The organism is Paenibacillus sp. Marseille-Q4541 (assembly GCF_018310695.1).
GTDB lineage: Bacteria > Bacillota > Bacilli > Paenibacillales > Paenibacillaceae > Paenibacillus.
Genome location: NZ_JAGXCY010000003.1, coordinates 173,053 through 190,610, shown reverse-complemented (window position 1 = coordinate 190,610; position 17,558 = coordinate 173,053). Strand labels below are relative to the sequence as shown.

Below are 17,558 nucleotides of genomic sequence, written 5' to 3'. Positions count from 1 at the left end.
CTTATTTAAACAGCTTCGTAAATTGATCGGCTACGTCTGCCCCTTGCTCGCCCATCCAATTCCAGTCCGTCTTGAGCAGCGGGATCTCATCCAGATTAGCACGATTTTCTGCTTTAATATCCGTACGTCCTGGAAGCAGTGCAGCATCAGAAACTAATTTCTGTGCCGAGTCCGAAAGCAGGTAATCGATGAACGCCTTTGCGTTCTCTTCATGCTTAGTAGATTTAAGAATTGCTGCTGGCCTTGGACTGATAACTGTACCTTCTTCAGGGTAGATAATATCGATCGGTTCACCTTTCTCCTTCGCTTTGTAAGTCATGTAATCTACTGCTCCAGCAACCATGCTCTTAGCGCCAGTAATGACAGGATCAAGTGCTTCCTGATTAGCTCCCGCCATGGCTACACCATTGTCCTTATATTGTTCGAATAAAGACCAACCGCCTTCGCCTTTATCACTAAGGTAACCTGTAATAAAGTCAAGTGCTGAACCGGACAGTGTTGGATCGGGAATGTTGATTTGGTCTTTATATTCTGGTTTCATGAGGTCGCTCCATGATGTTGGTGGTGTGGTCACCAAATTTGTATTATAGGCAATACCAAGTGCCGATGCACTGGTGCTAAAGTAGTTACCTTCTGGATCAGACCAATCCTTATTCAGTTTGTCTGCATTTTGAGCTTCCGGATAAGGGAGTGTTAACCCTTCGTTCTTTAGACCTTGGGCTGAAGGAAGCGAGGCTAAAATAACGACATCCGCTACCGGATTGGACTTTTCTGCTTCCATACGGGCCAGAATCTTACCCGTAGTTCCCTGGAACATTTCTATTTTAATGCCGGATTGAGATTGGAATTCCTCGATGAGCTTGTTTGCGAGCCCTTCTGGACCTGCTGTATACACGGTAAGTGTATTGTCCGAAGTCGCAACCGTTTGATTCCCCCCACCTGCTGCAGCGGTATCGACCTTCCCTTGGCCGCTTCCACATCCAGCTAGAGCAACTCCAAGTGTCAATGTCAGAACAAGAGAAGCTCCCTTTTTCCATGAATTGTGTTTCGTAATGATCATCTTCAAATCCCCCTTGGTTTGTTTGTAAATTAGTCTTTCAAGCTCTCTCCAACCTGATGAAGGTGTTGTTTCGGTACGTAGACGGTTACTTTCGTACCTTCGCGTAATCGCTCAGGATAATAAGCGAGCCAATGCTCACGAACCTCGTCCGTATGTAACCTCACCTCATAGCGATCTCCAACATAGCTGACTTGTGTAACTATGGCACTGTAGGAATAAGACTCCTGGGACTCCTGCCCTCCCGGACTGAACACGATATGTTCGGGTCTGAACATTGATACTCCGCCAGCTAACCAGTTAGATTTTCCAATAAAACGAGCCACGAATGGGTGATTGGGTAGATTGTAAATGTTCTCCGGTGTTCCGATCTGGAGTACCTTACCGCTATGCATAACAATCACTTCGTCCGACATGGACATGGCTTCGATCTGATCGTGTGTTACATAAAGAGCGGTTAATCCCATTTCTCGCACTAGATACATCATCTCGAGGCGCATTTCATCACGCAGTACAGCATCGAGTGCACTGAGAGGTTCATCAAACAGCACGAGTCGAGGTCTTATAGCCACCGCTCTTGCGAATGCAACGCGCTGCTGTTGCCCCCCAGATAACTGGTGTGGATAACGTTCTTCCATACCCGATAGCTTAACCTTGTCCAGTGCCTCCATGACCTTTTCTCGAATCCCATCCTTTCGTCCAGCAGCTCTGATCCCAAATGCCACATTCTCAAATACAGTCATATGCGGCCATAGCGCAAAGTCTTGAAACACCATGCCGAATCCGCGCTTGTGAGGTGGAACTTCTTTCTTCTGGCTGAACAGGATATCTTCTCCAAAGCTAATTTCTCCTGTATCCGGCCGCTCCAAACCTGCGATCATGCGTAGCAGTGTTGTCTTGCCGCAACCTGATGGTCCAAGCAATGTTGTAAATTTCCCCTGTCTTATACTCAGATCGGTCTTGTGGAGTGCAATACTTTCACCAAAGCTTTTCCCTAGGCCGCGAATGTTCAAATCCATCCGATGTATTCCCTTCCTTTTTCAGCATTTGATTCGTACGTCATGTTGCATGCACGTCCTTACATAGAACAGTCTACCTGTGGGAATGAAAGCCAGTATTATGCTTTTGTAAAATGAAAATTAATTTTTTCAATGAACAGCGTTAACCTTCATAGATTTAATCTATATAGAGGACGAGTGAAATAAAGAAGCGGGAGGATTTATGATGATGAATCTCAATTTATTAAAACTTAAGATTGTGGAACTGCTGGACAAGCATAATAAAATCACTACAGTTGCTGATCTGCTTGGGCTAAAACAGCCCACAGTCACTTTTCACATGAAAAATCTTGAACGCGATTTTGGAGTGAAATTGTTCGATGCACGTATGGGTAAAATTATTCTCACCGATGCGGGGTTTGCCTTGCTTCATTATGCTTCCAAAATAAATGCACTGGCGTCCGAAGCACAGCGGGTGGTAAATGAGTTCGATACACTGAGACAAGGAACATTATCCATCGGGGCGAGTTATGTACCAGCTACGTATATCCTGCCTGCAGTTATTGATGCTTTTACCAAAGCCTATCCTCGTATCCACATTTCGTTGTCCGTTAAAACAGCCCCGGTCATTACTGGGATGCTGCAATCGCATGAGATTGATATCGGTATCATTTCGACCGGTTCCTTTCACCAGGCTCCTTTGAAAGCGAAAGCGATCTGCCCTGACGAACTCGTACTGATATGTTCACCTTCACATCCTTGTGCCAATCAAGCGGAATGGTCCCCGGAATGGATTGCTTCTTCAACCTTTGTCTTACATGGTGAGTCATCAAGTACTCGGCGCATAACCGATCAGTGGCTTGAACAGCAAGGTATTCATCCTTCCCCAAAACTAGAGTTAGATTCTCTGGAAGCTATCAAACAGGCGGTCATGCTGGGCGAACATGTTTCTTTTATCTCGCGAATGGCCGTTCAATCTGAAGTAGATCGAGGCTTGCTGCGAATGTGGCCGATTCCAGAATCTATTCCTGTAAGGCAGGTATATGTCCTGACCAATCAGGACCGTTATCTATCTGCAACGAGCAGGCGTTTCATCGATTTCCTAGAGGACTATCAACAAAACTCCCATGAGCCTCTCTGTGCTGACCAAGAATAAATCATCAAGACGAATCTTGTTCTAGAGAGATACTAATAAAAAACAAACCGCAGTAAGGATAATGAAGTCCACTGTGGTTTGTTTTTTTATTGTTATTTTACTATTGTCTGATCGTACCTTGCTATTTTGTCATCCATGCGTCCTAACACAGACTCCATCTCTTTCATTCTCTTTGAGAGTTCCTCACGTTGTTTAATTAACAGCTGCTTTCTAGCATCGATTGTTTCATCACCCTGTTGGTAAAGCTGAACATACTCCGTTAACGTTTCAACAGGAAGACCTACACCTCGCATACATTTGATATGTTCAACCCATCTGCAATCTTCTTCTGTATAATCTCTAATTCCACTTTTATTACGATTCACACGAGGAATAAGTCCGATGCGTTCGTAATAGCGGAGAGTATCTTGTGATAACTCGAATTTTTTACTTACTTCTGATATCAGCATGTAAATTTCACCTCGCAAGTCTGTAGCAATATCTTAGGTTTTGGGTAGATCTGTTGTTTCATTCTCATGTATTTCAAACAGTTGAATAAATTCGTCAATTACCATATCCAACGCTTTTAATTCACCAACTAAAATCGGTTGAATCGATTGAAACTCAGGTTTATCTAGCTGATCCTTAATGGTTGAGCGTTTAACATTCATTCTATCTAAAAAAGCGATGGCTCTACCCCTGCGGAACGTTTTTGCGCCCCGTTCTTGTGAACCATCTCTTCCTTTGTGGCGCTCATCACGATGATGTCCTTCTCTATTCATTTCCTTAAATTCTTCATTTTTCATTAGTAGTCCCCCATCTTCAGTCTCAGTTGTATACATACTTTCTTTTTTTGTTGATTGTATGCATTTGTATACGCGCTGTCAATGTGCTTCAAATGATCTCTTTGTTCTTCACAGCACTTCATCAGACAAATACCTAATCGACTAAGTATACACTTCTTATTCAACTGAAACTATGGAACAATCCTGCCTATTAGATAAACAAAAGGCAGCCGCTCTCCATGAACGGCTGCCCTTCACATCTTTATTAAACAAACGTTTTCCTATAGTTCAATAACTTGAATCGTATATATTAAATGAGGTGATCTTAAGGTTTTATTTCCTTTTGATAATAGTCATATAATTGATGAATAGAAGAACTTGATAGGATGTGACTAGCATGTTCAATTTTCTCACGTTCCCAATCAAACCAACGCATTTCCTTTAACTTTTCGATTTCTTTGTCTGAAAAGCGTTTCTTTATCTCTTTAGCAGGATTTCCGCCTACGATCGTATAGGGTGGAACATCTTTAACGACAACCGATCCTGCCGCAACAATGGCACCTTCACCTATTTTCACACCAGGCATAATCATTGCATTCATACCAATCCAGGCAACACTTTCAATGATTGTATCCCCTTTTGGCTCGTAAGAGGTTTCAATCTGGTCCACAAACGGATACACAGTAATCCATTCAGGATGATGATTGTGATTTCCACCCATTAATATAATTACACCACTTGCAATGCATACGTAATTTCCTATAATCAATTTATCTACATGCCAACCATAATCTTTAATAGGGTTAAATAACTTTCTTGATTTGTCATCTCCCCAAAGATATCTAACACACCCATCTTCAAAATCATGATTATCGTAATAACCAGAGTAGTAGGAGTAATCACCTACCTCAATCATGGGGTTAGTGACAATATCCTTAAGGTACTTAATTTCAGACCAGTGATTAAACCGATGTTGTTTCATGCTTTTCCCTCGCTTCTAAGTAATATCAATCATTTTCTACTTAGAAGCTTGATACAGTAGCAACATTCTTAAACCGTTTCAAACGACGAACCATCGTCCTCATCCTTTTCCAATTTGATGGGGCCATTGTATCAAGCGAATCTTTACTTCGTCAAATCATGCATCCAAGTTGTAGACCACTTACACTAAAGGGCCGCAAATCGTTTCTCTGTTTTTTCTAAATACTTTGTTCTTTCATCCAGCGAACGATCAGCCATTCTAGTGTAGTTATACCACTTCAACTTATGGAAGCCCATTTTTCGGAATGTTCCACGAAAGAGCATTTTCGTAACTGGGTTACCAAAAATCCATCTATACACGAATCCTGGGGTAGCCATTACTGTTAATACCGAAACACCCTTAAGCTTCTTTAACTTGCTTACAAAAGGTCTACCTGTTTTAGGCTCTTCATATACGATCCCTTTAGCGAACACTTTATCTATAAATCCTTTCGTTAATGCAGGCATCGATTCCCACCAAATTGGGAATATAAAAATGAGATGATCCGCTTCGAACATCCTTCTTTGATAATCTTTTGTAAGAGGATCGAGTGTCTCTTTATGTCTCCATGCTGCAAGTTCTTCCGCTGACATCACAGGATTAAATCCGTCTGCGTGCAGGTCAATAAGGTCTAGTTCGTGTCCCGCTGAAAGAAGACCCTTGGTAACTGAATTCAGTAATGCTGCTGAGAAGCTCCTCTGATGAGGAATATTTTCGAAAGCCGTCGCTGTGTACGGATGGTCAAATACAATAAGTACTTTCATATTAATCACTCCATAATTTATTTAATACATTTTAAATAAAGAGAGTTTTGATCAGTTGCTGAATGTTCGCTCAAAAAAGAAAGAAGTTTCTATTCTCGCTCGAACTCAGACTTAGGATTTCTACAATGTTCTTTCTTGAATTATTGCGCTCTTATTTTTCCCAAAAAACATCTGTTCCCAGAGACCTTCCTGCTCATATACCTGTTGCTTTCCATTCTCAATGACTGTCAATGTAACGGTCCCTATACAACGTACATACGTAGGATTTAATTTCAAGACTTTTACAGCAATTCGCTGAAATAGAGAAAGCTTCATTCCACTTAATAAAGAACTTGAAACAAGATCTTCTTCGCGATGATACTCAATTTGATAGGAAGTGTTGTTTCCCGAGGGCTGAATAAATTTCAACTTGTTGTCCATAAATTTTTGAGTAAAGGGATGTTCTATCGTATTTTTCCGTTCTATCCTTGTGTTCTATTCCTGATATTCCATAATTTTTTATTTTCACTTCTTAATGACCAATACGCCCTTTATTTGGAAGAAAAGGCCAGAATGACACTGGTTTTTTTCGATATATAGTAAGTTGCACCTGCCTAAATAAGTGGTTTTAACTGAGGAAAACCCCTACTTAACAAACAGCTGAACAATCTGTCTGCTAAGTAGGGGTCATCCTGAGATTTTAGACCAATATATTCATTTATTTGTGTATTCTTATTCGATGTTAGAATTTTGGATCGTTAGCACTGTTCCCTCTACTTTTTCAGTGCGATTCGAAGAGTTTAACAAAACGACCCCTCCAATGATCATGGCTATACTAAAAATAGTAATCCAATTAAAAGGGTCATCCCAGAGCAGTATACCAATGACTGCGGTTAATGCTGTACCTACGCCTGACCATATTGCATAAGCCATGCCAAGTGGTATCGATTTAAGAGATAAAGACAGACAGTAGAAAGCCAATCCCATTCCAATAATGACACCGAGGGAAGGAAATAGATTGGTAAATCCTTCAGACATTTTAAGCATGGTTGTACCAAATATCTCGCTAATAATCGCAACTGCTAAAGCAATGTAACTTTTCACAAAACATTCCTCCATTACTTTAAGGGCTAGTGAGAACCATCCGTTGAGAGCTTTAAAATCACTACGCCGCCAATGATTAGGGCTAAAGCTAATCCTTTTTTGACGTTAAAATTTTCTTTATATACAACGACACCCACTAAAGCGGTTAAAGCAGTACCTGCGCCCGCCCATATGGCATAAGCCGTTCCGAGTGGTATAGATGTAAGAGCCAAAGATAAGCAATAGAAAGCTACACTCATTCCAAGGATTACACCTATAGAGGGAAACAACTTTTTAAATCCTTGGGATACCTTAAGCATCGAGCTACCAAATACTTCACTTAGTATGGCAATCGCCAATAATAAAAATGGATTCAAATTTAGGAACCTCCTATTTGGTCATCAGCTGCAATTTATGGATTATTTTTTCTCGTAATTCATCATCTATCTTTCCTATTCCAAACAATTCAGAAAACCATAAGCCATCAGCAACTAATCTGATGATAGAAGCATCTACCGGATCGATCCCATCATTTTCTAGGTTTTTTTGCCAGATGGAATACTGGTTTTGAAGTTCTCCAAGTAAATCTTTGTTTGTAAAAAAGGATGTAGTGAGAGCTGTACTTGTCTCTTCCTTTAAATCTCCAAGCGTAGATTGTAAATAGGCCCGGCTCCACTTCCCTTTTTCGATCGTGTCAGCGTTCGCCCTATTTTGAACATCAGCAACAAAGCCATTGGTTAACTCTTCCACCATCGCTTTTAGCAAAGCTTCCTTATTCGGAAAATGGTGGAGTAATCCCCCCTTACTTATACCTGCTTCTTTGGCTACTGCCTCAAGGGTAAGCTTCTCTACCCCTTGTTTGTTAACGATTAAGGAAGCTGCCGATAAAATTAGATTACGTTTAGAATTACGATTCACTATCATCACCTCTCGATTTACTATACCGTCTGGACGGTTTATATGTCAAATTACGTTTTTATTATCCTGTTAGTTTGATGTAAGCAAAACTATTTTGATTCTTCATGTTCGTGAGGTATAGACATATTCAGCGCCGAACTCGCATAAACAATATATAACTAATGGTATTGATTTCTATAATGTAGGAGGTAATGATGAAAGATAATAATCTTCCGATTAATGAGCAACAACTGCAGAAAAATGTCGAACTGAAAAACAACAATGATCCTACACTTGAGTCAGAGATAAAAGCGAAAGGAGTGACGCTGCAAAGATCTTCTGCACAGAATAAGAGAAACCCAATCCCTGGTAGCCAAAAATGGGCGAGTGTTCTACCTGCCGAATTACATTCGCAAACCGTTGGTGAAAGAGGGCCTTTACTTGAGCAGGATAATATGTTGCACGAAACACTGGAGACATTTGTACATACTAAAATTATTGAAAGACCTGTGCACGTAAAAGGCTTTGGTGCCTTCGGTTACTTTGAGACCGTTCATTCCATGTCTGAGTATACGAAACTAAGCTTTTTACAAACTCCTGGGCATCAGGTTCCCGTCACTGTTAGATTTTCGCTTGCGGTAAGCACAAAAGGCACTCCGGATACTTCTCGAAATGTGCGTGGGTTTGCCACAAAATTTTATACGGAAAATGGGGTATTTGATCTGGTTTGTAATCATATTCCTGTGTTTTCGGTGCGGGACGCGATACGTTTTCCGGAATCCATTAAAGCCTTTCTACCCTCTCCAAAAAATAACCTGATTGATCCCGAACGATTCTGGAGCTTTGTTGCAAGGGCCCCTGAGTCCACCAATTTTCTTGTTTGGCTTTACTCGGACATCGGCACGGTAAAAAGCCTGCGCCATATACGGGGTCATAGTGTGAACACCTATGTTTGGAGAAATGCCCAGGGTGTCCGTCACTATATTAAATACCACTGGATTCCATTTGCCGGGGATCAATATATCGATCGGAATGAAGCGGCTAAGCTCGCCGGAGAGAATCCTGATATTGCTGGTAAGGATCTGTATGATACCCTAGCAATGGGAAAAACCGTTGAATATGGACTATATGTGCAGCTGATGGAACCTAGTGATGAAAAAAAGCTTCCTTTCGATCCGCTGGATGATACAAAAGTTTGGAATGAAAAGCAATACCCTCTGGTGCCGGTCGGGCGAATGGTATTGAATCGAAATCCTGATGATTATATGGAACAGGTTGAAAAAATAGCATTCTCCCCTTCCAACCTGTTAGAAGGTGCCGAATTGTCGGATGATAAAATGCTGCAAGGACGCGCTAATATTTATACAGATTCACAACGTAGGCGAATAGGGCCTGATTTTCGTAAAATCCCTATTAACCATCAGCAAAACTGGACTCCCGCTTCCCTTGTAACCAGTGGAAACGGAAGGTTTGTAGAGGGGCATTTGGAGAGATCCGATCTATCCAAGCAGGATGATTTTACACAAGCAGGGCAATTTTATGCTTCCCTTTCCCAAAAACAGAAAGAACACCTAGTTGAAAATCTAGCTACGGATCTTTCAGCCATATCCCGTGAAACGCAAAGTATCGTGTTAAGCTATTTGTATAATGCATCCCCGGAACTAGCAGATCGAGTAGCAAGGCAAATCGGAATGTAACTATTTTCATCTGACCCAAAAGAAAAAGAAGCCATCCACTGAATGTAGGGAATGGCTTCTTTTCTCTATTATGCAAACGAAATCATCGGTTACCTGCGAATTTGGGTTATACCTTTGAATTAGAAATTGGGAAATTAGTCGTTCGATATTCTCCTCAAAGTTATGTTAAAAATCCACTTATTCTGGGGCAATTCCATTATTCGCGCTTTTTAATAAACTGCAGACATTTTTGCAGGCCTTGCCAAATTATTGCAAGATAAATATACGGTAGTAACCTATGATCGCCGGGGTTATTCACACAGTGTATTAACAGAGCCATTACCGAGTGATGCAGATAAATCACATAGTTCTTACCGTCTTGAAACTGACGCGAGTGATGTGGCGGCTCTAGCTAAACATCTTAGTGATGAACCAGTATTCATCTTGGGCAGTAGTTCTGGTGCAATCGTTGCTATGGAAACTTTACAAGACCATCCTGATATCGTTAAAAAAGTTGCCTTTCACGAACCACCTATCAACACATTTCTAGCTAATTCCTCAGAATGGGCAGCGTTAAATGAGAAAATAGTTGCAACTTATTTAACTGAAGTCATATAGAATTACGCCCAAATACTTGTAGCCATTTTTTAATCAAGAGACGATTAGTGGACGTGAATTTTAAAGCACTAGTCATCTTTTGATTAAGAATTAATACCTTATGTCTTTCCATCTCTGAAACCGTTAATGTTAATATGTAATACCTACACGAGCGTGAATATAAGCGTCACTAAAGATTTGTTCATACAAAAATAAAGCAGTATCCCCTGTTGATATCTCGCTCCCATCCGCAGGCAAGAAATCTTTCTCAATTCGATAATTCCCCTTCGCACTTCCTTCTGGCAAATAGGTTGGACAGACCAGTGTCCAGTCAAGGTTCGATTGCTGGAGTAGATCAAACACCCTATGATGCTCTTCGGCAGCTCTTGTTAACTTGCGCTTTGACTCACTCGATTGATAGCGCAGGTATCCTGGTTTTGTCCTGCTATTTAGAATACCTGCAGTACCTACAGTTACGAGTCGTTTCATTCCAAACTTCCCCATTGCATTAATCAGAAGAGGAAAAGCTGTTGATAACACATTCCCGCCACCTGTTCCGAGTGTACTGACAACTACGTCCCCTCCGGAAGAAAGGGCTCGCTGAATGTCTAGCTGAGAAGTCGCATCTCCCTGAATTACAGTCACAAAGGGATGTCCGGCCCATTCGCCAAGCTTTTCAGGTGATCTTACAAGAGCATTAACCGAATGACCCTCTCTCAGTGCTGTATCGATGAACTGAGTTCCCACTCTTCCTGTAGCTCCAAACATAATGATGTTCACGTTTCATCCTCCTTATTAATGGCGAACTCATCACTGAAATATTTCACTTTTTCTTTCTCTTTTCTATATGACCTCGGGCTTACTCCCAGTTGCTTACGAAACAGGTCCGCAAAATGATTGTAATTATTAAATCCAACATCGTGTGCAGCTTCTGTCGCCGTTCTCCCCATATGTTCCATAAGTAAGGCAGCCTGCTTTATTCTCATTCGATTCACATGCTCGATAATCCCTTCCCCCATTTCTCCCTTGAAAAGATGAGATAGTCTAGAAGGAGATAACCCAACGTTATGAGCCAAATCTTGGATTCGAATTTCTTTGTTCATCGACTGAGATATTTGTTGAAGGATCGAGGCTATTCGGGGATCCCGCTTCGTTTGTAATTGCTGAGCCATCAGTAAAATAATTTCACGAATTGCGTTCTCACATAGCGCGTACCAATACGCCGATCTCTCTCTTGCATGATAGAGGATATGTTCAAACGCCGTCACAACCCGGTGCTGAGAGTAGCCTTCAGGAACACCAGCAATGAGCACCTCTTGATGAGGTAGATAGCTCAATTCCATGAGTTTATGAAAATGTACCCATACAAAGCTCCAGTGCTGGCCACGCATAGTTCCATACTCATGGGGCACACCAGCACGCAAAAGCCCCAGCTCACCTGGATTTATTTCTTTTAGACCACTTGGCGTACGGAAATAACCCTGTCCTTCCAGTGTATACACCATAAGCCAATCGCCCATTCCCTGTGGTCTGCTGTGACCATAGGTATCGTCCACGATAAAATGTCCACTTAAAATATTGCCGTAATTCGTTGCGGTATAATCTTCAGTTCGTATGTGAGGCGCCATGTCTCCACCCTCCGATTTTAAACACTATAGCAGCATCCGTGTAGTTTATAGCATAAATCCTACTTCTTCTTCATTATGTATTCCTTTACACTGATGTCAACCCATTAATTACATCCTAAAAGGAGATGAATCACACATGAATGAAACATTAAGAACATTAACCCTTGAACAGTTGAACCAATTTCAAACCGAAGGATATATCATCGTAAAAGGCCTATATTCTGAAGAAGACCTGCAACGAATTGACGATACCTTTAATGAAATCAGTAAAAGCGTCGTCCCCGGTTATTTTGAACCAGATATGAGTGCATCTACGGACGATCCTTTAAAACGTTACCCGCGGGTCATGCATCCGCACCGCTTCAATGATACTGCCAAAGCTTACATGCTACACAAACCTGTGCTTGACGTGCTTGAGGATCTTTATGGAGAAGAAGCATTGGCAGCGCAAAGTATGTACTATTACAAACCACCTGGTTCCCGTGGTCAGGCACTGCATCAAGATAATTTTTACTTGCAAGTCGAACCTGGAAATTGCATAGCTGCTTGGACTGCCATTGACCCTGCTACGCTGGAGAACGGAGGACTGCTCGTAGTTCCAAAAACAAGTGAATATGAGATCGTGTGTCCTGAGCTTGCTGATTCGAATGAATCCTTTACTACACACTATGTGAAGCCCCCTAAAGATGAAGCCGCCATACCTGCCATCATGGATCGCGGTGATGTATTGTTTTTTAACGGCAATCTCATTCATGGTTCGTACCGAAACAAAACAAAAGATCAATTTAGACGTGCATTCATATGCCATTATGCCAATGCATCTGCTACTCATATCAGCCAACATTATCGCCCTTTATTCCGCGCAGATGGTACTGCTATTGACCTTGAGGTAAACCCGGATGGCGGCCCTTGCGGTATTGAATTTGATAATGTTTATCCGCATTAATTCTTGATGAAGAAACTAAACGTGGAGATGTCCTGGTGGGGAATGGGCAACCTCACCGGGGATTCAAATTCGTATATAAAAACAACAGAACAAAAGTTTAGATGGATTGCGGAACAAGGCTTTGACGGAATTAATGCCTTTGTCCCCGGGCCAGAAGATAAGATGATTTGGCAGGAACTCCTTGCACATTACGATCTCTCCTTAAGTGTGAATGCTTATCCGTCTTCACTTGAAGAGATGCGCGCTTTTGTGAACCAGGCTACACAATATGGAGGTATATCCTACATTAATGCTCAAGTGATGTGTCCCTTTTTGGTTGGAGATTCAGCTATTGAGCTCCTAAGTGGTATATATGATATTTCGCTTATGGCTGGTATCCCGATTTACGTCGAGACTCACCGGGGAACGATTACACAGGATTTGATGCGAACCGCAAGCTTCCTCAAGTCTCTGCCATCGCTCCCGCTTACTATGGATTATTCTCATTATGTTGTTGCTGGTGAGCTGCATACGATCTCGGAAGAAGCTGAAAACTGGCTTAAACAGCTGCTTCCGAATATTTACAGTATTCATACACGCATCTCCAATGGAGAGCAGATTCAGATTGATCCTGGAGAAGAGGGTCAACATCCCATGTTGCCTCATTTTTTAAAATGGTGGGAGATAGCAATGAAACATGCCATCTCAAGGTCAGAAATAGTACCCTATGATAGTGGGATATTCCCCGTCGTTATTGAGCTTGGACCACCACCTTACGCCATTACCTACGCTGAACCGAACGGAAGCATCATCGAAGTAGGAGATCGGCTTAAACAATCCCTCCATCTACAGCAACTTATCCGAAAATTATGGGATCACGTACAGTAACTTTACTCAACAAAAACAAAGACCCTCGTTGATGAGGGTCTTCTTTATATCATTCACCTTTTTTGTGATGACTCAGGATAGGATGGATCAGCTTTCATCCATTGCTTTTCGAATATCATAATCATTTATATCGATATCCAATTCCATATCAAGTGCAAGCTTTGCCAGCTGGCTTCCTATAAATGGCCCCATCGTTAACCCGGAGGCACCAAGACCATTTGCTGTGATCAGGCCATCCCACTCAGGAACAGCTCCGATCACCGGAAGAAATCCGGGGGTGAAGGGACGGAACCCCACTCTTACCTCTTGAAAAGTGCTGTCAGCTAGACCAGGTGACAATTCTAAGCCTTTATTCAGGATCTCTTGCATTCCCCCTGGAGTTACTCTCGTATCGTAATCTTTGATCTCATTCTCATGGGTCGCTCCTATAACAATCTTCTGATTATCAAAAGAGAGTAAATATTGATCGGTAGGTGGCATAATGACGGGCCAGGAGCCCGTATCTTCTCGATCATGAACCTGTAAATGCATAATCTGTGCTTTTTGATAACTCACTTTAAAATGAATTCCTAAAGGCTGCAGCAACTGATTAGCCCATGCACCTGCACAAACGATGACCTTGTCAGCTGAAAAGTGATCTGCACCAACCGTTACTCCTGTTACACGGTTCGACTGAAATTGAAGGACAGCATCGCCATTTATGAGAATAGCCCCATTTCTCTGTGCTGATCGGATAAGTGCATCACGCAGCGCACGACCATCAATACGTGCAGCACCGCTAATATGAACAGAATGATAACCTTCGACCAGTAGAGGAAATAACCTATTCGTTTCTTCTTCATCTAGCTGCCTAATTTCACCGATCTCGGGCGCATCCTTTTTTCGTACCTTTGCCCTTTCCTCCATCTTCGTGACTTTCTCCAAATCTTGATGAATGCTAAGAGCACCTACTTTAGCATAACCTGTTTCCGTTTCCCCTTCATTTATAAGTTCATCAATGAGTCCCGGATAAAAACGTGCACCTGCCTTTGCCAACCGATACCACGCTTGATTTCTCCTTTGTGATAACCACGGACAGATCATACCAGCAGCTGCATCCGTAGCCTGTCCTCTATCTTTACGATCTATAAGAAGCACCTCAGCCCCCATTTTTGTTAATTGGTATGCCGTCGATGCCCCTAGAATTCCCGATCCAATTACGATGACTTTCTTCATAATTACATTCCTTTCCTCAACCAATAATGTACCAATGTTTTGTTATCCTACAAACGAATATATGTACGACATTATTTTACTTCATAGCTTTATTATACGAGTTGTTCATTATACCACGGAATTCTATCCGGTTTGTTGAATGAACGAACAGTAGAGTTGAAAGGAAGATATCACATAGGAGAATCAATTTCTAATTGTTCACACAATGTTCACTTATGAAGAGGCTTCCTCAATTTATATAATTGCAAAGGTAAACAGAAAGGATGATGGAAAATGCCAACAACGAAAAAAGAAGAAATATTTTTTGGCTTGATGATGTGTTTGGGGATGGTCATATTCATGACATTGTATAATCTATATACAAATGACATGATTGGTACAATATCGATACCAACATTGCTAGCTCAGTTTGTTTTATGTTACTGCACTGCTTTTTTATTGGAATACTTTATTGTCGGTCCAGTGGCAAAAAAAATTGTTTTCACATTACCATTCGATAAATCGAAGAAAGGAATTGTTATTGTCTCACTTGCTCTTTTTATAGTAATTGGAATGGTATTCTTTATGTCGATTTATGGACTATTAACAAGCCTTTTCTATAATGGGTTTACTGGGGAATCCATATTCCAACAGTACTTTTCTCTTGTTTTCAAAAACTTTATTTTTGCTTTACCTCTGCAACTCATTATTGTGGGACCGGTTGTTCGATTTTTATTTGTTCGATTTGTTAAAGACAAGGGGATTTCGATACCTGCTAGCTAAAAAATAGTAAAATGCCGGATTACAACTGCTGAACAACCGCCTTCAACTGAAGGCGGTTACTTTTACGATGAAAGCGAGTATTGTATTCATGGTAACTTATATCCTAAATAAAAAGACCACGGTTTACGCGGCCACTTTTGACGATATGCTTTTTCATCAACCTATCTTTGCTCCATGAGAAATCGAAAACAACACAGCTTGATCCGTATCCATTCTCATCCCCGTAATGTTGATCATTTTAAAATCTACACCTTCCATTTTTGCCCCTCTTACATCAGCCCCCTGCATCTTCGCTTTGGAAAGCACCGCCATCGTCAGATCACAATCTCTTAAATCCGCTTTTTCTAAATTAGCACCTGACAAATCTGCTTCATGAAACTTAACCCCTCGTAAACCTTGCTTCGCTAAACGGGTTTGTCTCAAATTGGTATACGACCAGTCCCCTTCAATTATAGTGATCCCATCCATATCGGAGCCACTAAAATCCGAACCTGTCATTTTACAATTTTCAAATTTCGAAACAAAAAGAGTTGCTCCATTAAAATTGCAATTTTCAAAGGCTGATTCTTTATGAATGGAACCATTTAACAAAGCGCCTCTAAAATCACACTCGATGAAACGGCAGTTGCTGGATGTGATCTCCTCTAATGACCCGTTAGAAAACGAACAACGATGAAATGTACAACTTATTAGCTCACCATATCTTAAATCTTGAGTACTAAAGTTTACTTCTGTATAAATTTGATTATTATGCTGAAACATTAGAAGCCTCCCGTTTTTAATTACTTTTCTTCTTACTCCCGTGAATCTATCTTTTTTAATATATCACACGGCTGTCAAGCCCCTGTATGATCTCATCTAAAAGTCAAGATTTTTATTTTCCCTTGTGGTGTTAGACCTCCGTTACTAACTACCTGTAATAGTAAAAAAAGCCAAGAACCACAAACTTACGTTTGTGAATTCTTGGCTTCTTCGATATATAACTACTTTCCTTGATTACTGCCCCTGGCTCAAAAAAATTAGACTTGGGAAGCTACAAGTTTATCATCAAAATATACGGTTTTCCCTGTACGTGCAGATTCGTAAATCGCCTCAAGAATTTCAGTCACCACAAGGGCTTGCTCTGGTTTTACCATAGGATCGGTATCATTCAAAATACTTTCAATCCACATACGGCATTCTCTGCCAGCCTGACTTTCGGAATTACCAGAGAAATAAGCTACGCCGCCCGTTTTCAGATCAGGTGTTTTCGTATACAGATTTCCAAGATCCTCTCCATTAATACGAAGACCATCCTTCATATCTGCTCCGCCTTCTGTACCGCAAAGAGTAGCCTGAGCTTCACCAACATCTAATGTATTCAGAGCCCAGCTAGCTTCCAGCGTAACCGTTGCGCCATTCTCCATCGTAATGAATCCGAACGCAGAGTCTTCTACAGTAAACTCTTTCGGATCCCATGGACCAAAAGCGTTCGCTGCATTTTCTTTGTTACCCAGTTTGTGATAGACGTTCCCTTTAACGCTGCTGACTTTATAATTATCCATGAGCCAAAGTGTAAGATCGAGTGCGTGTGTACCGATATCGATTAGTGGTCCGCCGCCTTGCTCTTCTTCGTTAAGAAACACGCCCCAAGTTGGAACCGCACGTCTGCGAATCGCATGCGCTTTAGCAAAATAAATGTCGCCTAGATCTCCTCTTTCGCAAACTTTTTTGAGTGTCAAGGAATCAGGACGATAGCGGTTGTCGTAGCCGATCGTAAGTTTCTTTCCTGTACGCTTGGAGGCATCCAGCATCGCTCTTGCTTCTTTTGCTGTTTTTGCCATCGGTTTCTCACACATGACATGCTTTCCTGATTCAAGCGCATCAATGGTAATAAAGGAATGGGATTTATTTGGCGTACATACATGAACGACATCAATACTATCATCCTGCAGCATTTCTTTGTAATCCGTGTAGATTTTAATGTCATCATTACCAATCTTTTTGGCTGATTCTACAGCGCGTTCTTCAATGATATCGCAAAGTGCCACGATCTCTACGTTTTTCTGAGCAGAAAGATTCGGAATATGCTTTCCGTTTGCAATACCTCCGCAACCTACAATACCTACTTTTAAAATTTTTTCTGAATTTTGTCCCATTTTTCATTCT

General features: G+C 41.3%; 20 protein-coding genes. 6 read left to right on the top strand and 14 right to left on the bottom strand.

The genetic code is table 11. From position 1 onward, the window contains the following. Window position 1 precedes the first annotated feature (1 nt). Window positions 2–1,060 carry an ABC transporter substrate-binding protein gene (locus KFT32_RS05730; protein WP_211746170.1) on the bottom strand — a complete coding sequence of 353 codons (1,059 nt, stop codon included), beginning with the start codon at window positions 1,058–1,060 and terminating at the stop codon, window positions 2–4. Between the two features lie 29 nt (window positions 1,061–1,089). Further along, window positions 1,090–2,076 (bottom strand): ABC transporter ATP-binding protein, encoded by a 987-nt coding sequence (locus KFT32_RS05725; RefSeq protein ID WP_211746169.1) that lies wholly within the window; start codon window positions 2,074–2,076, stop codon window positions 1,090–1,092. 208 nt (window positions 2,077–2,284) lie between these two features. Here KFT32_RS05725 and KFT32_RS05720 point away from each other — a divergent pair, with 208 nt between their 5' ends. Continuing rightward, the gene (locus KFT32_RS05720; protein WP_211746287.1) at window positions 2,285–3,211 is read left to right on the top strand and encodes a LysR family transcriptional regulator; all 927 of its coding nucleotides are present in this window, start codon (window positions 2,285–2,287) and stop codon (window positions 3,209–3,211) included. Window positions 3,212–3,303: 92 nt separating this feature from the next. On the opposite strand, the gene KFT32_RS05715 is transcribed toward KFT32_RS05720, so the two are convergent. The 7 genes from KFT32_RS05715 to KFT32_RS05685 form a co-directional block, all read right to left on the bottom strand. After that, window positions 3,304–3,660: a MerR family transcriptional regulator gene (locus tag KFT32_RS05715; protein WP_211746168.1), complete on the bottom strand. Its 357-nt coding sequence runs from the start codon at window positions 3,658–3,660 to the stop codon at window positions 3,304–3,306. 33 nt (window positions 3,661–3,693) lie between these two features. Beyond that, entirely contained in the window at window positions 3,694–3,972 is a 279-nt protein-coding gene (locus tag KFT32_RS05710; RefSeq protein ID WP_481856309.1) for a hypothetical protein, read from the bottom strand. 328 nt (window positions 3,973–4,300) lie between these two features. After that, window positions 4,301–4,957: a CatB-related O-acetyltransferase gene (locus KFT32_RS05705; RefSeq protein ID WP_211746166.1), complete on the bottom strand. Its 657-nt coding sequence runs from the start codon at window positions 4,955–4,957 to the stop codon at window positions 4,301–4,303. A 185-nt stretch (window positions 4,958–5,142) separates the two neighbouring features. Further along, complete coding sequence (locus tag KFT32_RS05700) at window positions 5,143–5,760, bottom strand: NAD(P)H-dependent oxidoreductase (protein ID WP_211746165.1); 618 nt, start codon at window positions 5,758–5,760, stop codon at window positions 5,143–5,145. Between the two features lie 711 nt (window positions 5,761–6,471). Continuing rightward, window positions 6,472–6,843, bottom strand: coding sequence for a DMT family transporter (locus KFT32_RS05695; protein WP_349304864.1), 372 nt, complete (start codon window positions 6,841–6,843; stop codon window positions 6,472–6,474). A gap of 26 nt (window positions 6,844–6,869) precedes the next feature. Beyond that, the gene (locus KFT32_RS05690; protein ID WP_211746163.1) at window positions 6,870–7,199 is read right to left on the bottom strand and encodes a DMT family transporter; all 330 of its coding nucleotides are present in this window, start codon (window positions 7,197–7,199) and stop codon (window positions 6,870–6,872) included. Window positions 7,200–7,212: 13 nt separating this feature from the next. Continuing rightward, a complete protein-coding gene (locus KFT32_RS05685; RefSeq protein ID WP_211746162.1) occupies window positions 7,213–7,746 on the bottom strand; it encodes a TetR/AcrR family transcriptional regulator in 534 nt (177 codons plus the stop codon). Between the two features lie 185 nt (window positions 7,747–7,931). Here KFT32_RS05685 and KFT32_RS05680 point away from each other — a divergent pair, with 185 nt between their 5' ends. Both KFT32_RS05680 and KFT32_RS05675 read left to right on the top strand, forming a co-directional pair. Continuing rightward, window positions 7,932–9,416: a catalase gene (locus KFT32_RS05680; protein WP_249435687.1), complete on the top strand. Its 1,485-nt coding sequence runs from the start codon at window positions 7,932–7,934 to the stop codon at window positions 9,414–9,416. A gap of 225 nt (window positions 9,417–9,641) precedes the next feature. Next, window positions 9,642–10,013: an alpha/beta fold hydrolase gene (locus KFT32_RS05675; protein ID WP_211746285.1), complete on the top strand. Its 372-nt coding sequence runs from the start codon at window positions 9,642–9,644 to the stop codon at window positions 10,011–10,013. A 129-nt stretch (window positions 10,014–10,142) separates the two neighbouring features. On the opposite strand, the gene KFT32_RS05670 is transcribed toward KFT32_RS05675, so the two are convergent. Beyond that, window positions 10,143–10,772 carry an NAD(P)-dependent oxidoreductase gene (locus KFT32_RS05670; RefSeq protein WP_211746161.1) on the bottom strand — a complete coding sequence of 210 codons (630 nt, stop codon included), beginning with the start codon at window positions 10,770–10,772 and terminating at the stop codon, window positions 10,143–10,145. Further along, on the bottom strand, window positions 10,769–11,620 hold the full coding sequence (locus KFT32_RS05665) for a helix-turn-helix domain-containing protein (RefSeq protein WP_211746160.1): 852 nt from the start codon (window positions 11,618–11,620) through the stop codon (window positions 10,769–10,771). The genes KFT32_RS05670 and KFT32_RS05665 overlap by 4 nt, the downstream gene beginning before the upstream one ends. Before the next feature lie 136 nt (window positions 11,621–11,756). Between KFT32_RS05665 and KFT32_RS05660 the strand changes: the two genes are divergently transcribed. Next, entirely contained in the window at window positions 11,757–12,566 is an 810-nt protein-coding gene (locus tag KFT32_RS05660) for a phytanoyl-CoA dioxygenase family protein (RefSeq protein ID WP_211746159.1), read from the top strand. Between the two features lie 27 nt (window positions 12,567–12,593). Beyond that, window positions 12,594–13,433, top strand: coding sequence for a sugar phosphate isomerase/epimerase family protein (locus KFT32_RS05655; RefSeq protein WP_211746284.1), 840 nt, complete (start codon window positions 12,594–12,596; stop codon window positions 13,431–13,433). A gap of 87 nt (window positions 13,434–13,520) precedes the next feature. Here KFT32_RS05655 and KFT32_RS05650 read toward each other — a convergent pair whose 3' ends face one another. Continuing rightward, window positions 13,521–14,648: an NAD(P)/FAD-dependent oxidoreductase gene (locus KFT32_RS05650; RefSeq protein WP_211746158.1), complete on the bottom strand. Its 1,128-nt coding sequence runs from the start codon at window positions 14,646–14,648 to the stop codon at window positions 13,521–13,523. Window positions 14,649–14,921: 273 nt separating this feature from the next. On the opposite strand from KFT32_RS05650, the gene KFT32_RS05645 reads away from it, so the two are divergent. Beyond that, window positions 14,922–15,410 carry a DUF2798 domain-containing protein gene (locus KFT32_RS05645; protein ID WP_211746157.1) on the top strand — a complete coding sequence of 163 codons (489 nt, stop codon included), beginning with the start codon at window positions 14,922–14,924 and terminating at the stop codon, window positions 15,408–15,410. A gap of 156 nt (window positions 15,411–15,566) precedes the next feature. Here the strand turns inward: KFT32_RS05645 and KFT32_RS05640 are convergent, their stop codons facing one another. Both KFT32_RS05640 and KFT32_RS05635 read right to left on the bottom strand, forming a co-directional pair. Further along, window positions 15,567–16,172, bottom strand: a complete 606-nt coding sequence (locus KFT32_RS05640) for a pentapeptide repeat-containing protein (protein ID WP_211746156.1) — start codon at window positions 16,170–16,172, stop codon at window positions 15,567–15,569. A 257-nt stretch (window positions 16,173–16,429) separates the two neighbouring features. Continuing rightward, window positions 16,430–17,548 carry a Gfo/Idh/MocA family protein gene (locus KFT32_RS05635; protein ID WP_211746155.1) on the bottom strand — a complete coding sequence of 373 codons (1,119 nt, stop codon included), beginning with the start codon at window positions 17,546–17,548 and terminating at the stop codon, window positions 16,430–16,432. Window positions 17,549–17,558: the final 10 nt, after the last annotated feature.